Source organism: Nitrosomonadales bacterium, assembly GCA_016716325.1.
Classification (GTDB): domain Bacteria; phylum Pseudomonadota; class Gammaproteobacteria; order Burkholderiales; family Gallionellaceae; genus Gallionella.
The window spans coordinates 64,007-85,176 of sequence record JADJWO010000001.1; the positions used below are offsets into that span (position 1 = coordinate 64,007).

4 protein-coding genes are annotated in these 21,170 nt (G+C 59.9%); 3 read left to right on the forward strand and 1 reads right to left on the reverse strand.

Going from position 1 to position 21,170, the window contains the following annotated elements; genetic code table 11:
• Positions 1-103: 103 nt before the first annotated feature.
• The 3 genes from IPM27_00330 (at position 104) to IPM27_00340 (ending at position 20,467) form a co-directional block, all read left to right on the forward strand.
• The gene (locus IPM27_00330) at positions 104-17,167 is read left to right on the forward strand and encodes a filamentous hemagglutinin N-terminal domain-containing protein (protein MBK9160014.1); all 17,064 of its coding nucleotides are present in this window, start codon (positions 104-106) and stop codon (positions 17,165-17,167) included.
• 96 nt (positions 17,168-17,263) lie between these two features.
• Positions 17,264-18,862, forward strand: coding sequence for a ShlB/FhaC/HecB family hemolysin secretion/activation protein (locus IPM27_00335; GenBank protein ID MBK9160015.1), 1,599 nt, complete (start codon positions 17,264-17,266; stop codon positions 18,860-18,862).
• Between the two features lie 210 nt (positions 18,863-19,072).
• On the forward strand, positions 19,073-20,467 hold the full coding sequence (locus IPM27_00340) for a FecR domain-containing protein (GenBank protein ID MBK9160016.1): 1,395 nt from the start codon (positions 19,073-19,075) through the stop codon (positions 20,465-20,467).
• Between the two features lie 180 nt (positions 20,468-20,647).
• Here the strand turns inward: IPM27_00340 and trxC are convergent, their stop codons facing one another.
• The gene (gene trxC, locus IPM27_00345) at positions 20,648-21,085 is read right to left on the reverse strand and encodes a thioredoxin TrxC (protein MBK9160017.1); all 438 of its coding nucleotides are present in this window, start codon (positions 21,083-21,085) and stop codon (positions 20,648-20,650) included.
• Positions 21,086-21,170 lie beyond the last annotated feature (85 nt).

A 21,170-nucleotide genomic window follows, 5' to 3' on the forward strand; every position in this document is an offset into this window, starting at 1 on the left:
CTATCTAGGCCTTTCGGCATATGGTTACCATGTGCGAAGTAGGGCATAATCGCGCGGAATTTTTGAGCAAACCTGCCAGAGATAGTTCGGAGACCGAGTCAGCATGGGAAAGAATACCAAGAAGGAAAATCAATCCTTTAACCTGAAACCGCTTTGCGCCACCGTGCTGCTGGCGTTCGCGGTACAGACCACCCAGGCCAACCCGGTCGGCCCCTCGGTCGTCAACGGCCAGGCCAGTTTCGCCACGGCAGGCGGCACACTCACCGTCACCAACACCCCCGGCACCATCATCAACTGGCAAGGCTTCTCCATCGGCGCCAACGAGATCACCCGCTTCGCCCAGCAGAGCGCCAGCTCCGCCGTACTCAACCGCGTCGTCACCAACAATCCCAGCCAGATACTCGGCAGCCTGCAATCCAACGGACGCGTGTTCCTCGTCAACCCGGGCGGAATCGTGTTCGGTGCGGGCGCCACCGTCAACGTCGCCGGCCTGGTCGCCACCACACTCAACCTCTCCAACGCCGACTTCCTCGCCGGACGCTACAAATTTTCCTCCCCTCGCCCGCTTGCGGGAGAGGGGCAGGGGGAGAGGGTAGTCAATAACGGTAACCTCACCGCCCAACCGGGCGGGCAGATCTACCTGATCGCTCCGAATGTAGAGAACAGCGGCATCATCACCGCGCCCGGTGGTGAGATCCTGCTGGCCGCCGGCAACAGCGTCGAACTCGTCAACAGCCTCGATCCCAACCTGCGCGTCAGCATCACTGCCCCGGCGGGCGATGCCACCAACGTCGGGCAACTGGTCGCCGAAGCCGGCAGCCTCGGCCTGTTCGGCACCGTGGTCAAAAACAGCGGCAGCGTCAGCGCCGACAGCGCCACCCTGCAGGGCGGCAAGATCGTGTTCCGCTCCAGCCAACGCACCGACGTCACAGGCACGGTCAGCGCCACGGGTGCGGGCGGCGGCGAGATCAAAGTCCTGTCCGACATGCAGACCGGAACGGTACAAGTCAGCGGAACCTTGGATGCCTCCGCTCCTGTAGGAGCGCAATTCATTGCGCGAAATCCTTCCTCCCCATCGCCCGGTGAACCGGGCTCCTACAACGGCGGCTTCATTGATACCTCGGCAGCCCATGTGCAAATCGCCGATAGCGCCCGCGTCACCACACTGGCCGCGAATGGCAATCACGGCACCTGGCTGATCGACCCGCCCGACTTCACCATCGCCGCATCAGGCGGTGATATGACCGGCGTTGCCGTTGCGATTGCCTTGGCAGGCGGTAACGTCCTCATCCAAAGTAGTGCCGGCACGGTGAATCTGGCCGGCTTGGGCGATATCTTTGTTAACGATGCGATCACCAAGACCGATACGGCCGTCACCACGTTAACGTTACAGGCCGTCAACAACATCGCGATTAACGCCAACATCAGTTCCATCAACGCGACACCGACCGCGCTGAATCTCGTGTTGGATCATGGTGCTGCTGGCGGCGCCTCCGTCGCGGCCGGCGTGACCGTCGATCTAAAAAACGGCGTGCTTGATGTACAGAACGCAGGAGTTACTTCTACCGGCAATCTGAATATCGGGAGTGGCACCTTAGCCAATGCCACGCTGACCGCAGGAAGTCTGACCAGCAATATTGGCACGCTGAATCAGGTCACCATTGGCAGCAGCATGACCGAAACGGGCGCGCTCAGCATCACCCAGGATTTGATCCTGGGTGATGGCGTCGTATTCGATACCGGCGCAAGTGCAGTCAACTTTTATGGGGTTGCATCGAATATCAGTCTGGCAGGTGGTGCCACTTCCGCGACCGTGAACCACACGGGCACGTATCAGGCTAACCAAGGAAACAACAGCGGCGTGGTCACCATCGCCAATGGCGTGACGATGCTGGGTAATGGAGGGCTGACGTATTACGTGACGACAGGGGGCTGGGTCAATAACGGTGTGATCGACAACAACACCGCAAACACCCTGGTCATCAGCCCGGTCAATTTCACCAACAACGGCACCCTGCAAAATAGTTCGACGGGGATCATTTCGGTTCAAGCTAACAATGTCAATTTCACCAACAACGGCACACTGACCAATCTTTCAACGGGAACCATAGGCGTTACGACACAGAATCTGGTCAATACCGGAACAATATCCAATCCCTCGACCGGCACGCTTTCGCTCACGCCCACAGTCAGTTTGAACAATACCGGTTCGGTCGATTTGGCGGGTGGGACGGTGAATTTCACTACCCCCGCAGGTGCCAGTAATGCAGGCACCTTCAATATCTCGGGAGGTGTGTTAAATCTTAAAGGCAGCATGACCGCCGCCGGCTTGGGCACATTCAATCGCACCGGCGGCAGTGTGAATCTTGCGGGCTCGCTGGACAACACCGGTAACACGCTGGATATCGGAGGCACCGGGATATTCGGAACCGGCGGCCTGACTTCACTGGGCATCAATACGGTGTCCGGTACGATCGTCGGCGGCACCCTCGTCTCGGGCGACGCGACCCCGCTTTACGCCTATGCGTTTTATGGGACGCTGGATGGCGTGACACTGGGCGATGCGACGCATACGAGTCTGACGACCACTGCCGCTACCACAGGCACACGACTCCTCAACAGCTTGACCCTGGCCGATGGCTTTACCCTGAACCTGGGGGCTGGGGTGGGTTTGGATATATTCGGTGCCAGTTCGATCAGTAGCCTGGGGGCGTCCACTGTCAATTTGGGTGGTCACTATCTGAAGGCTGCTACTGCTACAACGGGTTCGCTCACCATAGGATCGGGTGTCACGATTGCCGGAAGTGGCACATTGAACAGCGCCGCCAACGCGGCGATCATCAACAACGGCGTGATCGACATGAACGTCGCGGGTACATTGACCATCAACCCGACCACGTTCACCAACAATGGCACGTTGAAAGTGACCACAGGTACGGTCAATGCCAGTGCGACCAACTTCACCCAAGCCGGCACAGTTGATGTGGCTACCGGTGCGATATTTACCCGCACGGCTGGCTTTACCAATGCAGGCATCCTGAGCGGCGCGGGAACCTTTAATGTCGGCGCGGCGACGCTGACCAATACCGGCACGATCTCGCCGGGCGGTACCGGGATAATCGGGACGTTGAGTATCACCGGCAACGTGATCCTTTCCGGCGGGGACCTGCTGGTTGACCTGAATGCGCCGACGGCAGGGAATTATGATGTGCTGGCGGTTTCCGGCGCGTTCACACCGGGCGGAACGCTGACGGTGAACGGGGCGGGGTCTTCTGGAAATTATCCTTTCGTGACTTATGCCAGCACACTAGGCGGTGCCTTTGCGGCAGTGAACGCAGGCGCGTTGACTACGACACCAACCTATAACCTGACAGATATCACACTGGCGATCACCGCCGGTGGAGCAGTGGGTTGGGATGGTGGTGCGGCTACGTTGAACTGGTGGGACGCGGCGAACTGGACGACCAACCTGGTTCCCGGTGTGGCAGATAACGTATTTCTGGATATCGTTGGCGCGAATACGATCCTTTACTCCGCCACTGCAGGTACAACGACGATCGGCTCGCTGGTTTGTAATGAAAACCTCAATATTACCGGCGGTAGTCTGACGGTTGCTGGTGCCGCCACTTTGAACGGGGCGTTGGCCATATCAGGCGGCACGCTTGACCTTGGTGCCTCGCCGGTGACGCTCACCACTCTTGATATTACAGGTGGCACACTCACTGGGAGCGGTAGCATTGATGTTTCAGGAGCGTTCAACTGGACAGGCAGTTCAGCTATTGCCGGTAGTGGCACGCTGACGACACTGGGTGGAAGTACGACGGCACTCGCCCCTAACTTCAATCAGACCACATCGCTGCGTGGCAGTCGCATCTGGAACAACTACGGCACGGTCACGTTCACCCCCAACGTCACTGGCCTGTCATATTTCCAAATCGATGACACGACTGCCGACGGCACGGCGGTGTTCAATAACATGAGTGGCGGCGTATTTAACCTCAATCCTCCAGGGAGCACCAATCACACCATCGGCGTTGGCGCGTTTAACAACGCGGGAATTTTTAACAAGAATGCGAGTTTCGCCAGCAGCTTCGCCCCGGTTTTCAACAACCAGTCCACGGGGGTGGTCAACGTCATTAGCGGGACGCTCTCCCTGAACGGCATCGGCACGGATGTGGCGGGCAGCGCCTATAACGTTCCGCTTGGCAGCACCTTGAATTTTGGAGCGGCTCGCACGATTGCGGGGAGTATTGCCGGTGCGGGAACGGTCGGTTTTTACAATTCTGGTGGAGTCGTCGCAATAGGAATATCAGGTAGCTACAATGTTTCTGGTGCGACCTCGGTGTGGGCAGACTGCTGTGGCAGCACAGCCATCTCTTTCACCGGTCCGGTGACTAACATTGGCACAACATTCACTGGGGGCGCCAATAGTTCAGTCGATTTCAGCGGCATTACCACGGGTGAAGCCACCGCATTTGCGAATCTCACCAGCATCAACAGCGCCAGCACACTGACGTTCAAAGCTGGCACCTTGTTGACAGGGCTGACAGCACTGACGGTGGGCGGCACACTGGATTTGGCGAATAGTAATCTTACGCTCACCACGCTTGATATAACGGGTGGCACACTCACTGGGAGCGGTAGCATTGATGTTTCAGGAGCGTTCAACTGGACAGGCAGTTCAGCTATTGCCGGTAGTGGCACGCTGACGACACTGGGTGGAAGTACGACGGCACTCGCCCCCAACTTCAATCAGACCACATCGCTGCGTGGCAGTCGCATCTGGAACAACTACGGCACGGTCACGTTCACCCCCAACGTCACTGGCCTGTCATATTTCCAAATCGATGACACGACTGCCGACGGCACGGCGGTATTCAATAACATGAGTGGCGGCGTATTTAACCTCAATCCTCCAGGGAGCACCAATCACACCATCGGCGTTGGCACGTTTAACAACGCGGGAATTTTTAACAAGAATGCGAGTTTCGCCAGCAGCTTCGCCCCGGTTTTCAACAACCAAGCCACGGGCGTCGTCAACGTCACTAGCGGGTCGCTGGCGCTCAATGGCATCGGCACGGACATCGCGGGCAGCGCCTATAACATCGCCAGCGGCACCACCCTGCAGTTTGGTGCATCTCGTACCGTGCCTGGTAGCATTTCCGGTGCGGGCACGATGTCGTTTACCGGAGGCACCGCAACGGTCTCTGGCAGCTACAACGTCAGTGGTTCGACACTGATCAGCGGTGCAACGACCGCCAACTTCACCGGCACGGTCACCGATGTTGGCACCAGCCTAGTCGGCAGCAGTGGCACGACGCTCAATTTTGCGGGCATCACCACAGGTGAAGCCACCGCCTTTGCGAACCTCACCAGCATCAACAGCGCCAGCACACTGACGTTCAAAACCGGCACCTCGTTGACAGGGTTGACAGCATTGACGGTGGGCGGCGGCACACTGGATTTGGCGAATAGCAATCTGACGCTCACCACGCTTGATATTACAGGTGGCACACTCACCGGCAGCGGCAACATTGATGTTTCAGGAGCGTTCAGCTGGACAGGTAGTTCAGCTATTGCCGGTAGCGGAACGCTGAATACGCTGGTCGGCGGCGCAACGACCCTCGCCCCCAGCTTCAATCAGACCACATCGCTGCGTGGCAGTCGCATCTGGAACAACTACGGCACGGTCACGTTCACCCCCAACGTCACTGGCCTGTCATATTTCCAAATCGATGACACGACTGCCGACGGCACGGCGGTGTTTAATAATATGAGCGGCGGTGTGTTCAATATCAATGCATCGACCAGCGATACGCACATCACCGGTGTTAGCACGTTCAACAACGCAGGCGAACTAAGTAAGAACCTGAACACTGCTGTGGCGACGAGTGCAGTCAACCCGGTATTGAACAATCAAGTTGGTGGCATCATCAATGTCAATTCAGGCACCTTGCAGCAGAATGGCGCGCTCACCCAAAGTGGAACCATCAATGTTGCAAGCAGCAGCTTCTACAAGAAAACCGGCGGCTTCACCAATACGGGAACAATTGCCGGTGCCGGCACGATTGATGTCAACGCGAGCAGTACGCTGACCAACAACGGCATCCTCCGTCCCGGTGGCCTGAGTACGCTCGGCACGCTCTCCATCATCGGCAATGTGAACTTTACCGGTGGTACTTTGGAGCTTGATGTTGCCGGTGTGACCACGCCGGGCATCGACTACGACAGACTCTCCATTACTGGCCTGGCGACGCTGGCGGGTACCGTCAATGTCATCGAGCAGGGCGGCTTCACCACGAAGTTCTCTGATGCAATCACTCCAGCCCTGTTCGGTTCGCGCATCGGAACATTTGACACCGTCAATACGACCGTCGCTTCGGGGGTTGCAGCGTTCGGTGCGACCTACAATGTCACCGATGTGTCGTTCGCTCTGGCATCGGGTTCAACCAACTACATTGCTACCGGTTCGACAACCTGGAATGTCGGCGCCAACTGGGATCGCGGTACGCCCAATGCCAACACTGACGCTGTGATCGGAATGGGTGGCACGAATACCGTTACCTTGACCAGCAGCGAATCTGCCAAGTCACTGGTGGTTTCATCGACGAATACTCTGGTCATCGGTCAGGGGGTGACCGATCAGGCATTTACGCTGAGCCTAGCGGGCAGTTCGACCAATGATGGCACTATCGACTTGGTGAACTCGGGCTCCACCTGCTGTTCCGGGACATTGGCGTCCACCTTGAATCTGACGACTGGAACATTGACGAACAATGGCACGCTGCGTAGCTCAGGCCCTGCCGGTGGACCGAATGTGCTGAATGCACAAGTAGCGAACCTGGGCACGATCAAAGTTGATCGCCCCTTGTCGATCACCAATACAGGGCGAACCTTGTTCAGTGATGCAGGCACGTTCAATATTGCCGCCGGGCAGACCTTGACGGTGAATGGCGGCATTACCACGCTGGGTACCAGCACAATCTTTCTGGGTACCGGCACGCTGAGCCTGACGAACACGCCGACGCTGAATCTTGCCAGCAACCTGACGCTGCCATCGGGTTCGATTACGCTGGATTTGAACGGTAGCAGCGCGGCGACGGTGAGTGCTGCGGTGCCAGGCAAGACCTTGACCATCGCAGCCGGTGCGTCGCTTGAGTTGAAAGGCGACACCATCGCCTCGAGCGTTGATCTGGTGAATCAGGGCACGATCAGCACGGGAGCCGGCACCAGCTTTATTGAAGGAGGGCTGATTAATTCCTCCAGTGCAGTCTTCAACATTGGGCAGGGAGTGACCGATACGGCAACGACCCTCACGGTCGCCAACAGCTTCACCAATGATGGCACCATCGACTTGGTGAACTCGATCTACACCTGTTGTGGAGGGTCATTGGCGTCCACCTTGAATCTGACGACCGGAACATTGACGAACAATGGCACGCTGCGTAGCTCAGGCCCTGCCGGTGGACCGAATGTGCTGAATGCACAAGTAGCGAACCTGGGCACGATCGACCTCCTGCGCCCGTTCACGATTTCGAATTTGGCTACCAACAGCGGCACGCTTGATTTTTCGGCGAACAATGCCACCCTGACGCTGACCAATGGTGCGCTCACCAACAGCTCAGGAGGTGTCGTCCGTGGTAACGGAGTGCTTAATCTTGCCGGTGGTACGCTCACCAATTTAGGCACCATCAATCCGGGAGGAACAGGCGCAATCGGTACACTGGCAATCACCGGCGACCTGCAACTCAACACCATCGGCTCCATCCTCAATATCGAACTCGGTGGTACCAATGCCGCACCGACCACTGACCTGCTGACCGTATCGGGCGCAACCACCATCGGCGCGGGAGCGGTGCTGAACACGTCACTGATCGAAAGCTATACCGGCACCCCGGGGGATGTTTTCACCTTTCTGACGCAAACGGGCACGGCGGCGGGCACCTTTACTACCGTCAATAGCGCAGGTCCGGTAACGAACTTGAACTATCTGCCGGGTAGTAACACCATGACGCTGGGGACATGGATGAACAACTGGTTGGGTGTTGTGAATACCGACTGGAACAATGCCGCCAACTGGAGCCGTAGCGTATTGCCGGGTTCATGGGACGTGCTGACATTGAACACCGCCGTCAACAACCCCAGCGTTCTGGCAGGAACCAGCGCCAACGCCTACAGCCTGGCAGGAACAGCGCCCCTCACGGTCAGTGGCGGCAGCCTTACTGTGGACAGAGCTTCAACCTACAGCGGGTCGGTGATACTAAGTAGCGGTTCGCTAACGCTGAACGGGACGACCTCGCTGGCTACTTATTGGCAGGACGGCGGCACACTGGCTGGCGCGGGCGACATGACGGTGACCAACAGCTTCACCTGGCGCAACGGCAGCATGACTGGCACGGGCAAGACCATTTTGGCGAACACGGTGGCAGCGGGCGCGATCACTCCCGGTGTTGTTGCTGGTTGGACCCCGACACTGAGCCGCACCCTGCAAAACGACGGCAGCCTGACGCAATCGCATGGGGCGAATTGGAATAACTTCACCATCAACACAGGCGGGCTGCTGGACAACCGTGGCAGCTATCTGGTGAGCATGGATTCAACCCACATCGACGGCACGGGTGGCGTAATCACCAACACCGGTACCTTCGGCAAGAGCGGCGGCACGGGCGCAACCAACATCAGCGCGGTATTCAACAACAACAGCGGCACGATCAACATCACCAGCGGCTGGATGAACGACAGCGTAGGTGTCAACTACAGCGGGACAGGCAGCATCACCGGGACCCTGATCATGAGCGGCGGCACCGCCACCGCCAGCGGCACCTTGAACGGAACGGGTTCAGTGGAATTGGATGGCGGTACGCTCACCATAGATGCGGCAGGTTTCAGCACTCCCGGCTATTGGCAGGACGGCGGTACCTTGGATGGTGCGGGCGACATGACGGTGACCAACAGCTTCACCTGGCGCAACGGCAGCATGACTGGCGCGGGCAAGACCATCGTGGCGAACACGGTGGCAGCGGGCGCGATTACTCCCGGTGTTGTTGCTGGTTGGACCCCGACACTGAGCCGCGTCCTGCAAAACGACGGCAGCCTGACGCATTCTCATGGGACGTATTCGAATAACTTCACCATCAACACAGGCGGGCTGCTGGACAACCGTGGCAGCTATCTGGTGAGCATGGATTCAACCCACATCGACGGCACGGGTGGCGTAATCACCAACACCGGTACCTTCGGCAAGAGCGGCGGCACGGTCGCAACCAACATCAGCGCGGCGTTCACCAATAACAGCGGCACGATCAACATCACCAGCGGCTGGATGAACGACAGCGTAGGTGTCAACTACAGCGGGACGGGCAGCATCACCGGGACCCTGATCATGAGCGGCGGCACAGGCACCGCCAGCGGCACGCTGGGTGGCACAGGTGATGTCGAACTAACCGGTGGCACGCTTACTGTTGACGCTGCTGGATTTACCACACCGGGGTGGTGGCAAGACGGCGGCACACTGGCTGGCGCGGGCGACATGACGGTGACCAACAGCTTCACCTGGCGCAACGGCAGCATGACTGGCACGGGCAAGACCATCGTGGCGAACACGGTGGCAGCGGGCGCGATCACTCCCGGTGTTGTTGCTGGTTGGACCCCGACACTGAGCCGCACCCTGCAAAACGACGGCAGCCTGACGCAATCGCATGGGGCGAATTGGAATAACTTCACCATCAACACAGGCGGGCTGCTGGACAACCGTGGCAGCTATCTGGTGAGCATGGATTCAACCCACATCGACGGCACGGGTGGCGTAATCACCAACACCGGTACCTTCGGCAAGAGCGGCGGCACGGGCGCAACCAACATCAGCGCGGTATTCAACAACAACAGCGGCACGATCAACATCACCAGCGGCTGGATGAACGACAGCGTAGGTGTCAACTACAGCGGGACAGGCAGCATCACCGGGACCCTGATCATGAGCGGCGGCACCGCCACCGCCAGCGGCACCTTGAACGGAACGGGTTCAGTGGAATTGGATGGCGGTACGCTCACCATAGATGCGGCAGGTTTCAGCACTCCCGGCTATTGGCAGGACGGCGGTACCTTGGATGGTGCGGGCGACATGACGGTGACCAACAGCTTCACCTGGCGCAACGGCAGCATGACTGGCGCGGGCAAGACCATCGTGGCGAACACGGTGGCAGCGGGCGCGATTACTCCCGGTGTTGTTGCTGGTTGGACCCCGACACTGAGCCGCGTCCTGCAAAACGACGGCAGCCTGACGCATTCTCATGGGACGTATTCGAATAACTTCACCATCAACACAGGCGGGCTGCTGGACAACCGTGGCAGCTATCTGGTGAGCATGGATTCAACCCACATCGACGGCACGGGTGGCGTAATCACCAACACCGGTACCTTCGGCAAGAGCGGCGGCACGGGCGCAACCAACATCAGCGCGGCCTTGAATAACGCTGCTGGCGGCAGTATCAATGTGTTGACAGGGGTTCTTGTCGATAACGGCGCACTCACTCAATCTGGCACGATCAACGTTGCATCTGGTGCAACCTTCCAGAAGGTGGGCAACTGGGCCAACAACGGTATTTTGGCAGGCTCAGGCACAATCAATATTGGCGGTGCAGCAAACAGTGTTACCAACTTCGGCACAATCTCTCCGGGCGTTGGAATAGGGGGAACGGGCACGCTGACATTCAATGGCCAGTTGCAGTTGCAGCCTTCGTCGATTCTCAATATCGATCTGAATGCCAATCTTGCCGGTCAATACGACATTGTGAACGTAAGCGCGGGGATGATTGGCCTGAATGGCACGCTCAATCTTTACGGGGTTGGGGGCGCAGGTACTTATCCCATCATCAGTGCGGCTGGCGGTGTTGGCGGGTCATATACGGCAGTGAATGCGGGCGCTTTCACGATTCAGCCATCGCCGACGACAAGTGTGGTCGTCACGGCAAATTCCGCAGCGGGCTCAATTTATTGGACGGGGGCCGCAGCGGACAACAACTGGGCAACGGCGTTGAACTGGAGTAACAGCCTGACGCCAACTGCTGCCGATAATTTGTACATCGGTGCGAATGCAGGAACGGTATCTATCTGGACACCCGGACAAGCTGCCAACTATTTGTTTAGCGATGCCAACCTTACGCTCGCACCGGGTGCCGGATTGACCCTGATCACATCCTCCATCATCAACGGCGCGTTGACCATGAACGGCGGCACGCTGACATCTAATGCCGGATTGACTGCAGCCAACTTCAGTCAGGTTGCCGGCACGCTGAACATCGGTGGCGCTACATTGCTGAAATCCACCGGTGACATGGCCATCAACGGTGCGATCGCCAGCACCGTGGGCGGCACGTTGAACCTGCAAGCAGCCAACAACATCCTGTTGGGTAACTTGGGTAGCGGTTCGATCACCGGCACGGTTGCGCCACTGAACGTGGTGCTGAATTCCGATTCTGACGCCCTGAACGGTGGCGCCATTTCGATGGCGGCGGGCACGTCCATCGCCAGCAACGGCGGCAACATCACGCTGGGCGGCGGCGTGGCGGGCGACGGGTCAGGCAATGCCGTTGGCAATCTGAGTTATGTGGACGGTATCCAGCTGAATGGCGCAAGCCTGAACTCGGGTGCGGGCAACATCACCTTGAACGGCGTGGGTGATGCCGGCGCCGGAACCGATCACGGCGTGTTGCTGAGCGGCGCAACGCTGACCACGACAAGCGGCAATGTCACCGTGAATGGGTCAGGGAATCCGCTGGCTGTTTCAGGTGTGCATCGCGGCATCAGGTTGAGTACGGCTTCGACCATCACCACGGGAAGCGGCAACATCGGTCTTGTCGGCTCAGGCGGCTATGACGGCGACGGCGTGAATCTGATCGGCGGCTCCAAACTGCAATCGACCACGGGGCTGATCGATATTACAGGTACCGGCGGCGACGGCCTGGGTTACGACTACGGCATCTGGATCAGCGACCTGAATACACTGGTTTCGAGCAACGGAGACATCAACATCGCCGGAACGAGCAATGGCCTGGTCGGGGTGGGCAACAACGGTCTGGTGATTGAGACGTCTGCCAAGGTGGCGGGTTTGGGCGCTTCGAATATCAACCTGAGCGGCACGACCCATTCCAGCGGCGACGGTTTCGAATTGCTCGGCGGTGCGCAAGTGACCGCAGGCACGGGCGCCATCAACATCCTTGGCAACAGTACCAACGGCAATGGTTCCGACTACGGTGTCTGGATCAGTGGCCTGAACACGCTGGTTTCGGGCGGCGGAAACATCAGCGTCAGCGGCACCAGCGGTGCGCTGACCGGCACCAGCAACCGCGGCTTGAGCATCGGTTCGTCCGCGCAGATCGTTGCGACCGGGGCGGCCAACATCGGCCTGACCGGCACCGGCGGACGGGACGGCGACGGTATCGTGGTGCAGAGCGGCGGCGTGATCCAGTCCGGCACAGGCGCGATCAGCCTCACCGGCACCAGCGGCGATGGCCCCGGCTTCGAGCGCGGGGTCAACCTCAACGGGGTGGGTACGCTGGTGACCAGCGGCGGTGGCCTGAACATCACCGGAACGAGCATCGCGACGGCAGGCTCGACCAACCACGGCATCGTCGTCGATACCGGCGCGAAATTGACGAACACGGTGGGCGCAATGACGCTGTCCGGCACGGCGGGCGTAGGTGTCAGCGACGCGGTGCTGTTGTCCGGCGCGCCTGCGGGCGGGGTGGTGAATGCCGCAGGCGGTTTGAGCGTCAACGGTACCGGCGACGTGGTGGTGGATACCGGTTCCGTCATCAATGCGGGAGTGAACGCCGGCATCTCGGCGACCAACAACATCCTGTTCGCCGCGAACAGTTCACTCGCGCCTGTGGCGGGCGCGGTGAATATCAACCTGACTTCCGATTCCAACGGGACGGGCGGTGGCGGCATTTACCTGAATACCGGATCTTCCATCAACAGCAACGGCGGCAACATCAGCATGGGCGGCATGCCCTCTATCGGGCGCGCCATCGGCAACGGCACCGTGACCGGCGGTATCACCTTCAACAGCGGCATCTACGTGCTGGGCAATATCACCGCAGGTGCGGGTAACGTGGATATGCGCGGCGAGGGCGCAGCAAATAATTTTGCCGATGGCATCACATTCGCCGGGGGGACGCTGTCCAGCAACGGCTTCGTGAACATCGACGGCATCGCGCATGGTTACAGTACCGGGACGGTCAACCCCAATCTGTTTGCGGCAGGGGTGGACTTCCTCAATGCGGGTACGCGGCTCACCACGCAGACCGGCACGGTCACCGTGACCGGTTTGAACACTGCACCCAATGCTGACCCGACCTTCTACCGTGCCGACGGCATCATGGTGGAGACGGGCACGGTCGTCGAGACGACCGGCACCGGGACGCTGACTTTCAATGGAACCGCCAACAGTTTCAACACCAGTTGGGGGGTGGGGGTGTTGGGTGGCACCATCCGTAGCACCGCCGCCGGGGGCGGAGCGATCACGCTGAACGGAACCAATGCTTCCGGTTTGGCGGATGGCGGGCTGGTGATAATGGGCGGCAATGTGCTTTCGAACGGCGGAGAGATTCGCCTGGTTGGAGCGGGACTTGGCGGCGCGGTCGGCATCGTCAACGGCTCCACCATCGGTGGGGCATCCAGCGGAAATGTCCTGATCATGGCCAATGATACGGGCAATATCGATATCACGGCGGGATCCTCGATCAATGCGGGTGTCAATGCATTGACGTTGACGCTCGCGGGAGGGGCGGCCAACGACAACAGCAATCCGATCACTGCAGGCGCGCTTCGCCTGCTTGGAAGCGGTACCTTCAACCTTGGTGGCACCAACAACAATGTTGCTACGCTTGCAGCAAACGTGACGGGGGCTGTCAATTACAACGACACCAACGGCTTCGCCATCGGCAGTGTCACCAGCTTCGACGGGGCTGCGGCCACCACCACGACCGGCGTGTCAAGTTACGGCAATTTCACTGGTACGACGGTTGGCAACATCACGCTGAATGCAGGCAGTGCAATCAGCACCGGCCCAGGTGCGACTCTCAATCTGACTGCGACGGGCGGCAACCTGAATATCGCCGGCAGCGTCAGCGCAGATATCTTCACGTTGGGCGGAGGCACCTGGAACCAGGTCGCTGCCGTGCTTCCTGGCTTCACCGTCAACGATTTCAGGATTGCCGGCGGCACCTTCATCCGCGCCCTCGGTGGCGACGGCACAGCGCTTGCGCCGTACCAACTGGCCGACATCTACGGCGTGCAGGGTATGGGTAGCACGGGCATGTTGGGCAATTCGTATGTGCTGGCGAACAACGTCGATGCCACGGGCACGGTGAATTGGAATGGGGGGGCAGGGTTCAAGCCGGTCGGAGATGCAATTACTTCTTTCACCGGGACGTTCGATGGGTTGGGGCAAGTAATCAGCAACCTGACAATCTCCCGCCCCACTGAAAATTTTGTTGGTTTGTTTGGTTTTGCACGCAACTCCAGCTTCATTCGCAATATAGGGTTGGTAAATGCCACGATCTCCGGAGGGTCAACGAACTTCTATAAGACTGGCGCTCTTGTAGGATACAACTGGGGTGTAGCGATCAGTGGCGCATACAGCACAGGCAGTATCACTAGTGGATCGTGGGCGGGCGGACTGGTGGGAGCGAATTTCGCAGGGGCGATCAGCAATTCTTACAGTACCGCGACAGTGAATGGGACAGATCCCACCCAAGGTGCAGCGGGTGGCCTCGTCGGTTTCAATATGGCTGCAGGGACGCTGACCAATGTCTATTCAACAGGCAATATTACGGGTGGCGCTTTATGCTCTGGCGGGCTGGTTGGCTGCCACTCTTCGGAAAGTTCTGGTGTGGTCAACATGATCACAAATGCGTACAGCACGGGCAATGTCACTAGTTCCGTTAATGGCTATGTCGGGGGGCTTGTCGGTTTTGCCGAGGCTCTTGGCAATATCAGCAATTCTTATGCAACAGGGGCAGTCACTGGAACGAGCGCTGGAACGGTACAGTGGGTTGGTGGGCTTGTCGGTCGCTTAGGCTCCAATCTGGACAATGTTTATGCAACGGGTAATGTCAGTGTTGCTGGGGACCTAGTTGCTGGTGGTTTGGTTGGCCGTATTATTCCATCCGCGAATCCCAATCCCAGTATCAGTAACTCCTACAGCACTGGAAGTGTGACTGGCCCTACCGCGCTCGCGGTTCTCGGCGGGCTAGTCGGTGTTAATGGTGCTGGTGGCATCTCCAACAGTTATTCGACTGGTTCTATCACGGGCGGCAAACAAGCGGGTGGACTGCTAGGGTCTAATAGCGGCAATGTCACCGCGAGCTTCTGGGATACTACAACATCTCTCATGGCAGTTGGCATTGGTGGTGGGACTGCGCAGACGGGCACAACTGGCCTAACCAACGCACAGATGATGCAGATGTCCAGCTTTACCGGCTGGAACATCGCCAACACCGGCGGCAGCGGAGCCGTGTGGCGCATCTATGAAGGCCATACAGCGCCCTTGCTCACGAGCTTTCTTGCGCCTTTAACGCTCATCAGCGCGCCGGATGTGGCTGTGACTTACAACGGCACAGTCCAGAGTGGTGCCACCTACGCGCTCGTTCCAAATGTGCTGGGTGCCGCCGCCACCGGAACCAACGCGGGCTTCTACAACGGCTATTATTCCACTCAACAAGGTTACGACATCACCGGTGGCAATCTGACCATTACCCAGGCCGCATTGGGATTGAGTGTCACGGCCAACAACGCCAGCAAGATCTATGGCAACACGTTGACCTTTGCAGGGACGGAATTCACCCCGGTCGGGTTGCAGGGAAGTGATGCCATCAGTAGTGTGTCTCTGACTAGTCTTGGTGCCGTCAATACGGCCAATGTCGGCAATTATGCGATCACTCCGAGCAACGCCATATTCAGCGTGGGCAGTGCCAGCAACTACAGCTTGAGTTTTGTAGATGGCACTCTGGTGGTGAATCCCGCAGCTTTATCCCTGTCTGCTCTGAGCGACAGCAAGGTCTATGACGGCGGCTTGATTTCCACTCTCATTCCAAGCGCAACCGGCTTGGTGAACGGGAATACTGTCACTAGCCTGACGCAGTCCTTTGGAAGCCAGAATGTGCTGGGCGCGGGTGGAAGTACTCTGAATGTGAATGCGGGATATGTGGTGAATGATGGCAACGGCGGTGCGAACTATGTCGTGACGACCAATCCTGCGGTCGGCACGATCACCCCGGCGCCCCTGGCCGTGGTCGCCGATATCCAGAGCAAAGTGTACGGTAATGCTGACCCAGTGCTGACCTACGTTGCCACCGGCCTGCTTGGAGTAGACGCGCTGAGCGGTGCGCAGACCCGCGCGGCGGGCGAGATCGTCGGCAACTATGCCATCAGTCAAGGAACGCTGGCGAATAACAATTACGCCATCACGTACACCGGTAACAACCTTGGAATCACGCCTGCAGTCCTGACGGTGACGGCGAACGCGCTGAGCAAGACAGCAGGGAGCGTAGATCCGTTGCTCACCTACATGGTGGCCGGACTCAAATACACCGACACGTCGGCCACCACGCTGAGCGGAGCACTGGCGCGTCTGGCTGGCGAGACGGCAGGCCTGTATCCGATCAATCAAGGCTCGCTGGCACTATTGAGCACCAACTACACGATGAGCTACGTGGCGGCGAACTTCGGTATCGTGGCTGCACCCGCACCTGCTCCCGCTCCGGCCCCCGTACCTGCCCAGCCCGTTGTTAACAATCTGATCAACAGCATCGCGGTGGCGCCGGTCATCAACATCCCGATCAACCCGCCCGCGCCGCCGGTGATCATGCAGACGCCGCCGCCCGCCCCGGCGCCGGTCGTAGGAACCTCAACGGGTACGACGACCGGAACCACGACCGGAACCACGACCGGTACCACGACCGGTACCACGACCGGTACCGCAACTGGCACGTCAGCGGGTACCACGACTGGCACGGAAACGGGCAACGCGACAGCGGGAACAACCGGAACGGCGACCGGCGATCAGCAGGGCACGGCAACCGAGCAGGTGGCCGCGTCGCAGGATGCGGCAGTGCCTGTCGCCGAGACCACCGCCTCCGCACAACCGATGCCGGTGTGCCAGTGATGAGGTTTTTAAATGATCCATTGGCCTGTCATTCCCGCGCAGGCGCGAATGACTGATTTTCAGAAGCCGCTTTTATTTGTAACAACCGGGTATCCCATGAAAAATATTTTGACGTTTGTTTTCCTGTTGGCCGCATCCGCATGGATGCAGTCTCCTGCGCTGGCCGAGGATCCGGTTCCCGGCACGGCGGCGGAGGAATCGCTGATATTGCGCTTCGAGATCACCGGATACACGCTGGAAGGCGCGACCCTGTTGACGCAGTCCGAGATCGACGCGGCGGTCGCGCCCTATGTCGGCAAGGACAAGGATTTTTCCGACGTGCAGCGCGCGCTGGAGGCGGTCGAGGATGCATACGCCAGCCGCGGCTATTCGGCGGTGCGCGTGCTGTTGCCGGAGCAGGAACTGGAAAAGGGCGCGGTGCGCTTCCGCGTCGTGGAAAGCCGTTTCGGCAAGGTGGCGGTGAAGGACAATCGCCATGTCAGCGAGGCCAACGCGCTGAACGCGGTGCCTTCGGTGCGCGGCGGCGGGGTGCCGCGCTCGAAGCAGATCGCGCGCGAGCTGAAATTCGCCAACGAGAATCCGGCGCGCCAGTTGAACGTGGTGCTGAAGGCGGGCGACAAGGAAGACGAGGTGGATGCGGACGTCGTTGTGACCGACAGCCCGCCGTCCTCGTGGGCGGTGAACGTGGATAACACCGGCACGCCGGAGACCGGCCGTTCGCGCGTCGGGCTTTCCTGGCGCCATGCCAACCTGTTCGACAGGGATCATGTCGCCAGCCTGCAGTTCCAGACTTCGCCGCAACACGTGGACCGCGTCACCGTGATCGGCGGCAGCTACCATGTCCCGCTGTACGAGCTGGGCGACAGCGTGGATTTCTTCGGCGGCTATTCCAACGTGAACTCGGTGGTGGGCGGGATCGACAATTTCAAGGGCGGCGGCGTGATCTTCAGCGCGCGCTACAACCGCACGCTGGAAAGGATAGGCGTGTTCGATCCGCGCCTGTCGTTCGGGCTGGACTGGCGCGATTTCAAGCGCATCGAGCAGACGACGACCGTGCCGGTGACGGTGCTGTACAACGAGATCGTCGTGGTGCCGGTGAGCGTCGCTTATTCCGCACAGGGCAAGTTCGCGCACAGCGACCTGAGCTTCAACGCCTCGCTGTCGGCCAACCTGCCGGGGACGAACAAGGGCGGGGCGGCCGATTTTGCGGCCTATGACCGGGTCAGCTTCACCCGGCCCGATGCGAACTACAAGGTGGTGCGCTACGGTGCCGGCTATTCGACCCTGGTCGGGGACGACTGGCAGGTCAGGGCGGTGCTGAACGGACAGTGGAGCCGCGATGTGCTGATACAGGGCGAACAGATGCGCCTGGGCGGCGCCGATGCGGTGCGCGGTTTCGCGGAGGGCAGCGCGGGCGGTGAGTCCGGCATGCGCTGGAATCTGGAAGGCTATACGCCGGATCTGGGCAAGGGCGACCTGCGGGTGCGCGCGCTGGCGTTCTTCGACGCCGGCGAGACGGAAGCCTCCGACGGCACGCGGTCCGGGATCTCGGGCGCCGGTATCGGTTTGCGCGGGGATTATGCCGAGCGCTTCTCGTTGCGGCTGGATGCGGCGCGCATCATCAATGCGGACACCGACCCGTTGCAGCAGGTCGGCGACTGGCGCGCGCACCTGAGTTTGTCGGCGAATTTCTGATCGTGCGGTTCGTGCAAATAAACTCGGATCGTCCATGGGACCGCAAACTTGTCATTCCCGCGCAGGCGGGAATCCAGCTAATAAAAAATGCCCGCGTAGCGGGCCATATCAGGGTTTTGTCCGCTGCGCGGAGTATTCTCCATCGCTGGATTCCCGCCTGCGCGGGAATGACGAAGCCAATGGTTCATTTGGGTTTAAAAGGGGTGTGAAATGAAAAAGCTCAACCTTCTGATTGCAACGATTCTGTTGATGGTCGCGACCGCAGTGCAGGCGGCGGAAGTGGTCGGCAAGGTCGGCTACATGAGCGGCACGCTGGTCGCGCAGCGTGCGGACGGAACGGTCAGGGTGCTGAACCGGGCATCGGACGTGCTGGCGGGCGACATGCTGATCACCGCAAAGGACAGCTACGTGCAGGTGAAGATGAACGACGGCGCGGTGATGACCCTGCGTCCGCATTCCAACCTGAGGATTGAGGAATTCCAGTTCCGGAAGGAAGAACCGAAGAAAGACAACGCGGTGCTGCGCCTGCTCAAGGGTGGCTTCCGCACGGTGACGGGGCTGATCGGCAAGCGCGGCAATACCGACGCATACCGGGTGCGCGCGGCGGCCGCGACCATCGGGATACGCGGCACGGATTTCACTTCGCGCCTGTGTGCCACCCGCGACTGCCGCGAAGAAGAGAACGACGAGTCGAAACAGACGATCAGGGCGCGGGAAGTGCAATCCCCGGTGGTCGGCCGGGTGATGCTGGCGCAGGGCGACCTGTCGGCCAAGGACGAGAGCGGCAAGCTGCGCAGGGTGGTGCTGGGCGGGCCGGTGTACGAGGGCGATGTGTTGATCACCGGCAAGAAGGCGTACGCGGTGGTGGCGTTCCGCGACGAGAGTCGCGTCAGCCTGCAGGAAGACACCGTGTTCCAGGTTGAGAAGTTCAAGTACCAGAAGAAGGACAGCGAGGAGAATGCGGTGCTGCGCCTGTTCAAGGGTGGCGTGCGCGTGGTCACCGGGCTGATCGGACGGGTGAAGCACGACAACTACCGCTTCAAGGTTTCGAACGCCACCATCGGCATCCGTGGCACCGGCTTCGATGCATGGTGTCACGGGCCCTGTGCGAGCGGTGGCGACAATCCGGGTGCCACTCAGGCCGATCCGCTGGACGGCGCCGGGGTCTATGTCTGGTCGGGCGAAGTGGAACTGGCTTCGCCGACCGGTTCGTTCGTCGTGCCGATGCAGCAGGCCGCCATCATCGCGCGCGATTCCGGCAAGCCCGTGCCGGTGTCACGCGTCCCCGACAGGGTGCTGGAGAATCCGGTGCCGCGTCCCGACAGCGTGCCGGTCGACATGGACAAGAACTTCGGCTCGGAAGCCAATGCGGGTGATCCGGGGCTGTACGTGACGGTGCATGACGGTCATGTCGTCATCGCGCAGGACGGCGACAAGCTGGATCTGGGGCGCGGCGAGACCGGCTTTGCCGGAGAGCGGGTGTTGTCGCGCCTGCCGGTCACGCCGGCCTTCATGGGCGGCGAGACACAGATACTCGATCCTTCCGGAAGCGGTATCCAGAGTCAGCCGGGTGGCGGCATACCCGAGGGTGGTTGCAAGATCTGACGCGCATTTCCGACTGTGACATCCGATGCCGTGGCCTGAACGCCACGGCATTTTTTTGCGCGGGGCTTTCGTCATTCCGGGCTTGACCCGGAATCCAGCAAAAACAACATCGGCGCCCTTTGTGCGCTACTGGATAGCGGCCTTCGCCGGTATGACGTAGCAGTTAATTCAAGTGGCAGTTCAATAAACTTTGCCGCGCGCCCAGCGCACGATGCCCGCCGTATCCATCGCGCCGGCCTGGCGCGCGATCTCCTGTCCGTTCCTGAACAGCGCGAGGGTCGGGATGCTGCGGATGTTGTAGCGCGCCGCCAGTTCCTGCGCCTGCTCGGTGTCCAGCTTGGCCAGCCGCATCTCAGGTTCGAGTTGCGCGGCTGCCTGCGCGAAGGCGGGCGCCATCATCTTGCACGGGCCGCACCAGGGCGCCCAGAAATCCACCAGCACCGGGATGTCGTTGCGGCTGATGTGTTGCGCGAAATTGCCACCGTCCAGCTCGACCGGATGCGCGTCGAACAAGGGTTGCTTGCATTTGCCGCAGGCGGGCTGTGCGGCCAGCTTGTCGGAAGGCACACGGTTCACGCCGTTGCAGTGCGGGCAGACGATATGCAGGGAGTCGCTCATGGGGGTTCCTTTCAATCAACGATGCGCCACAAGTGGGGGCGTCGCAGAAAAATTCAACCCGCAGTGTGGTTCGGTTCGACCGCCG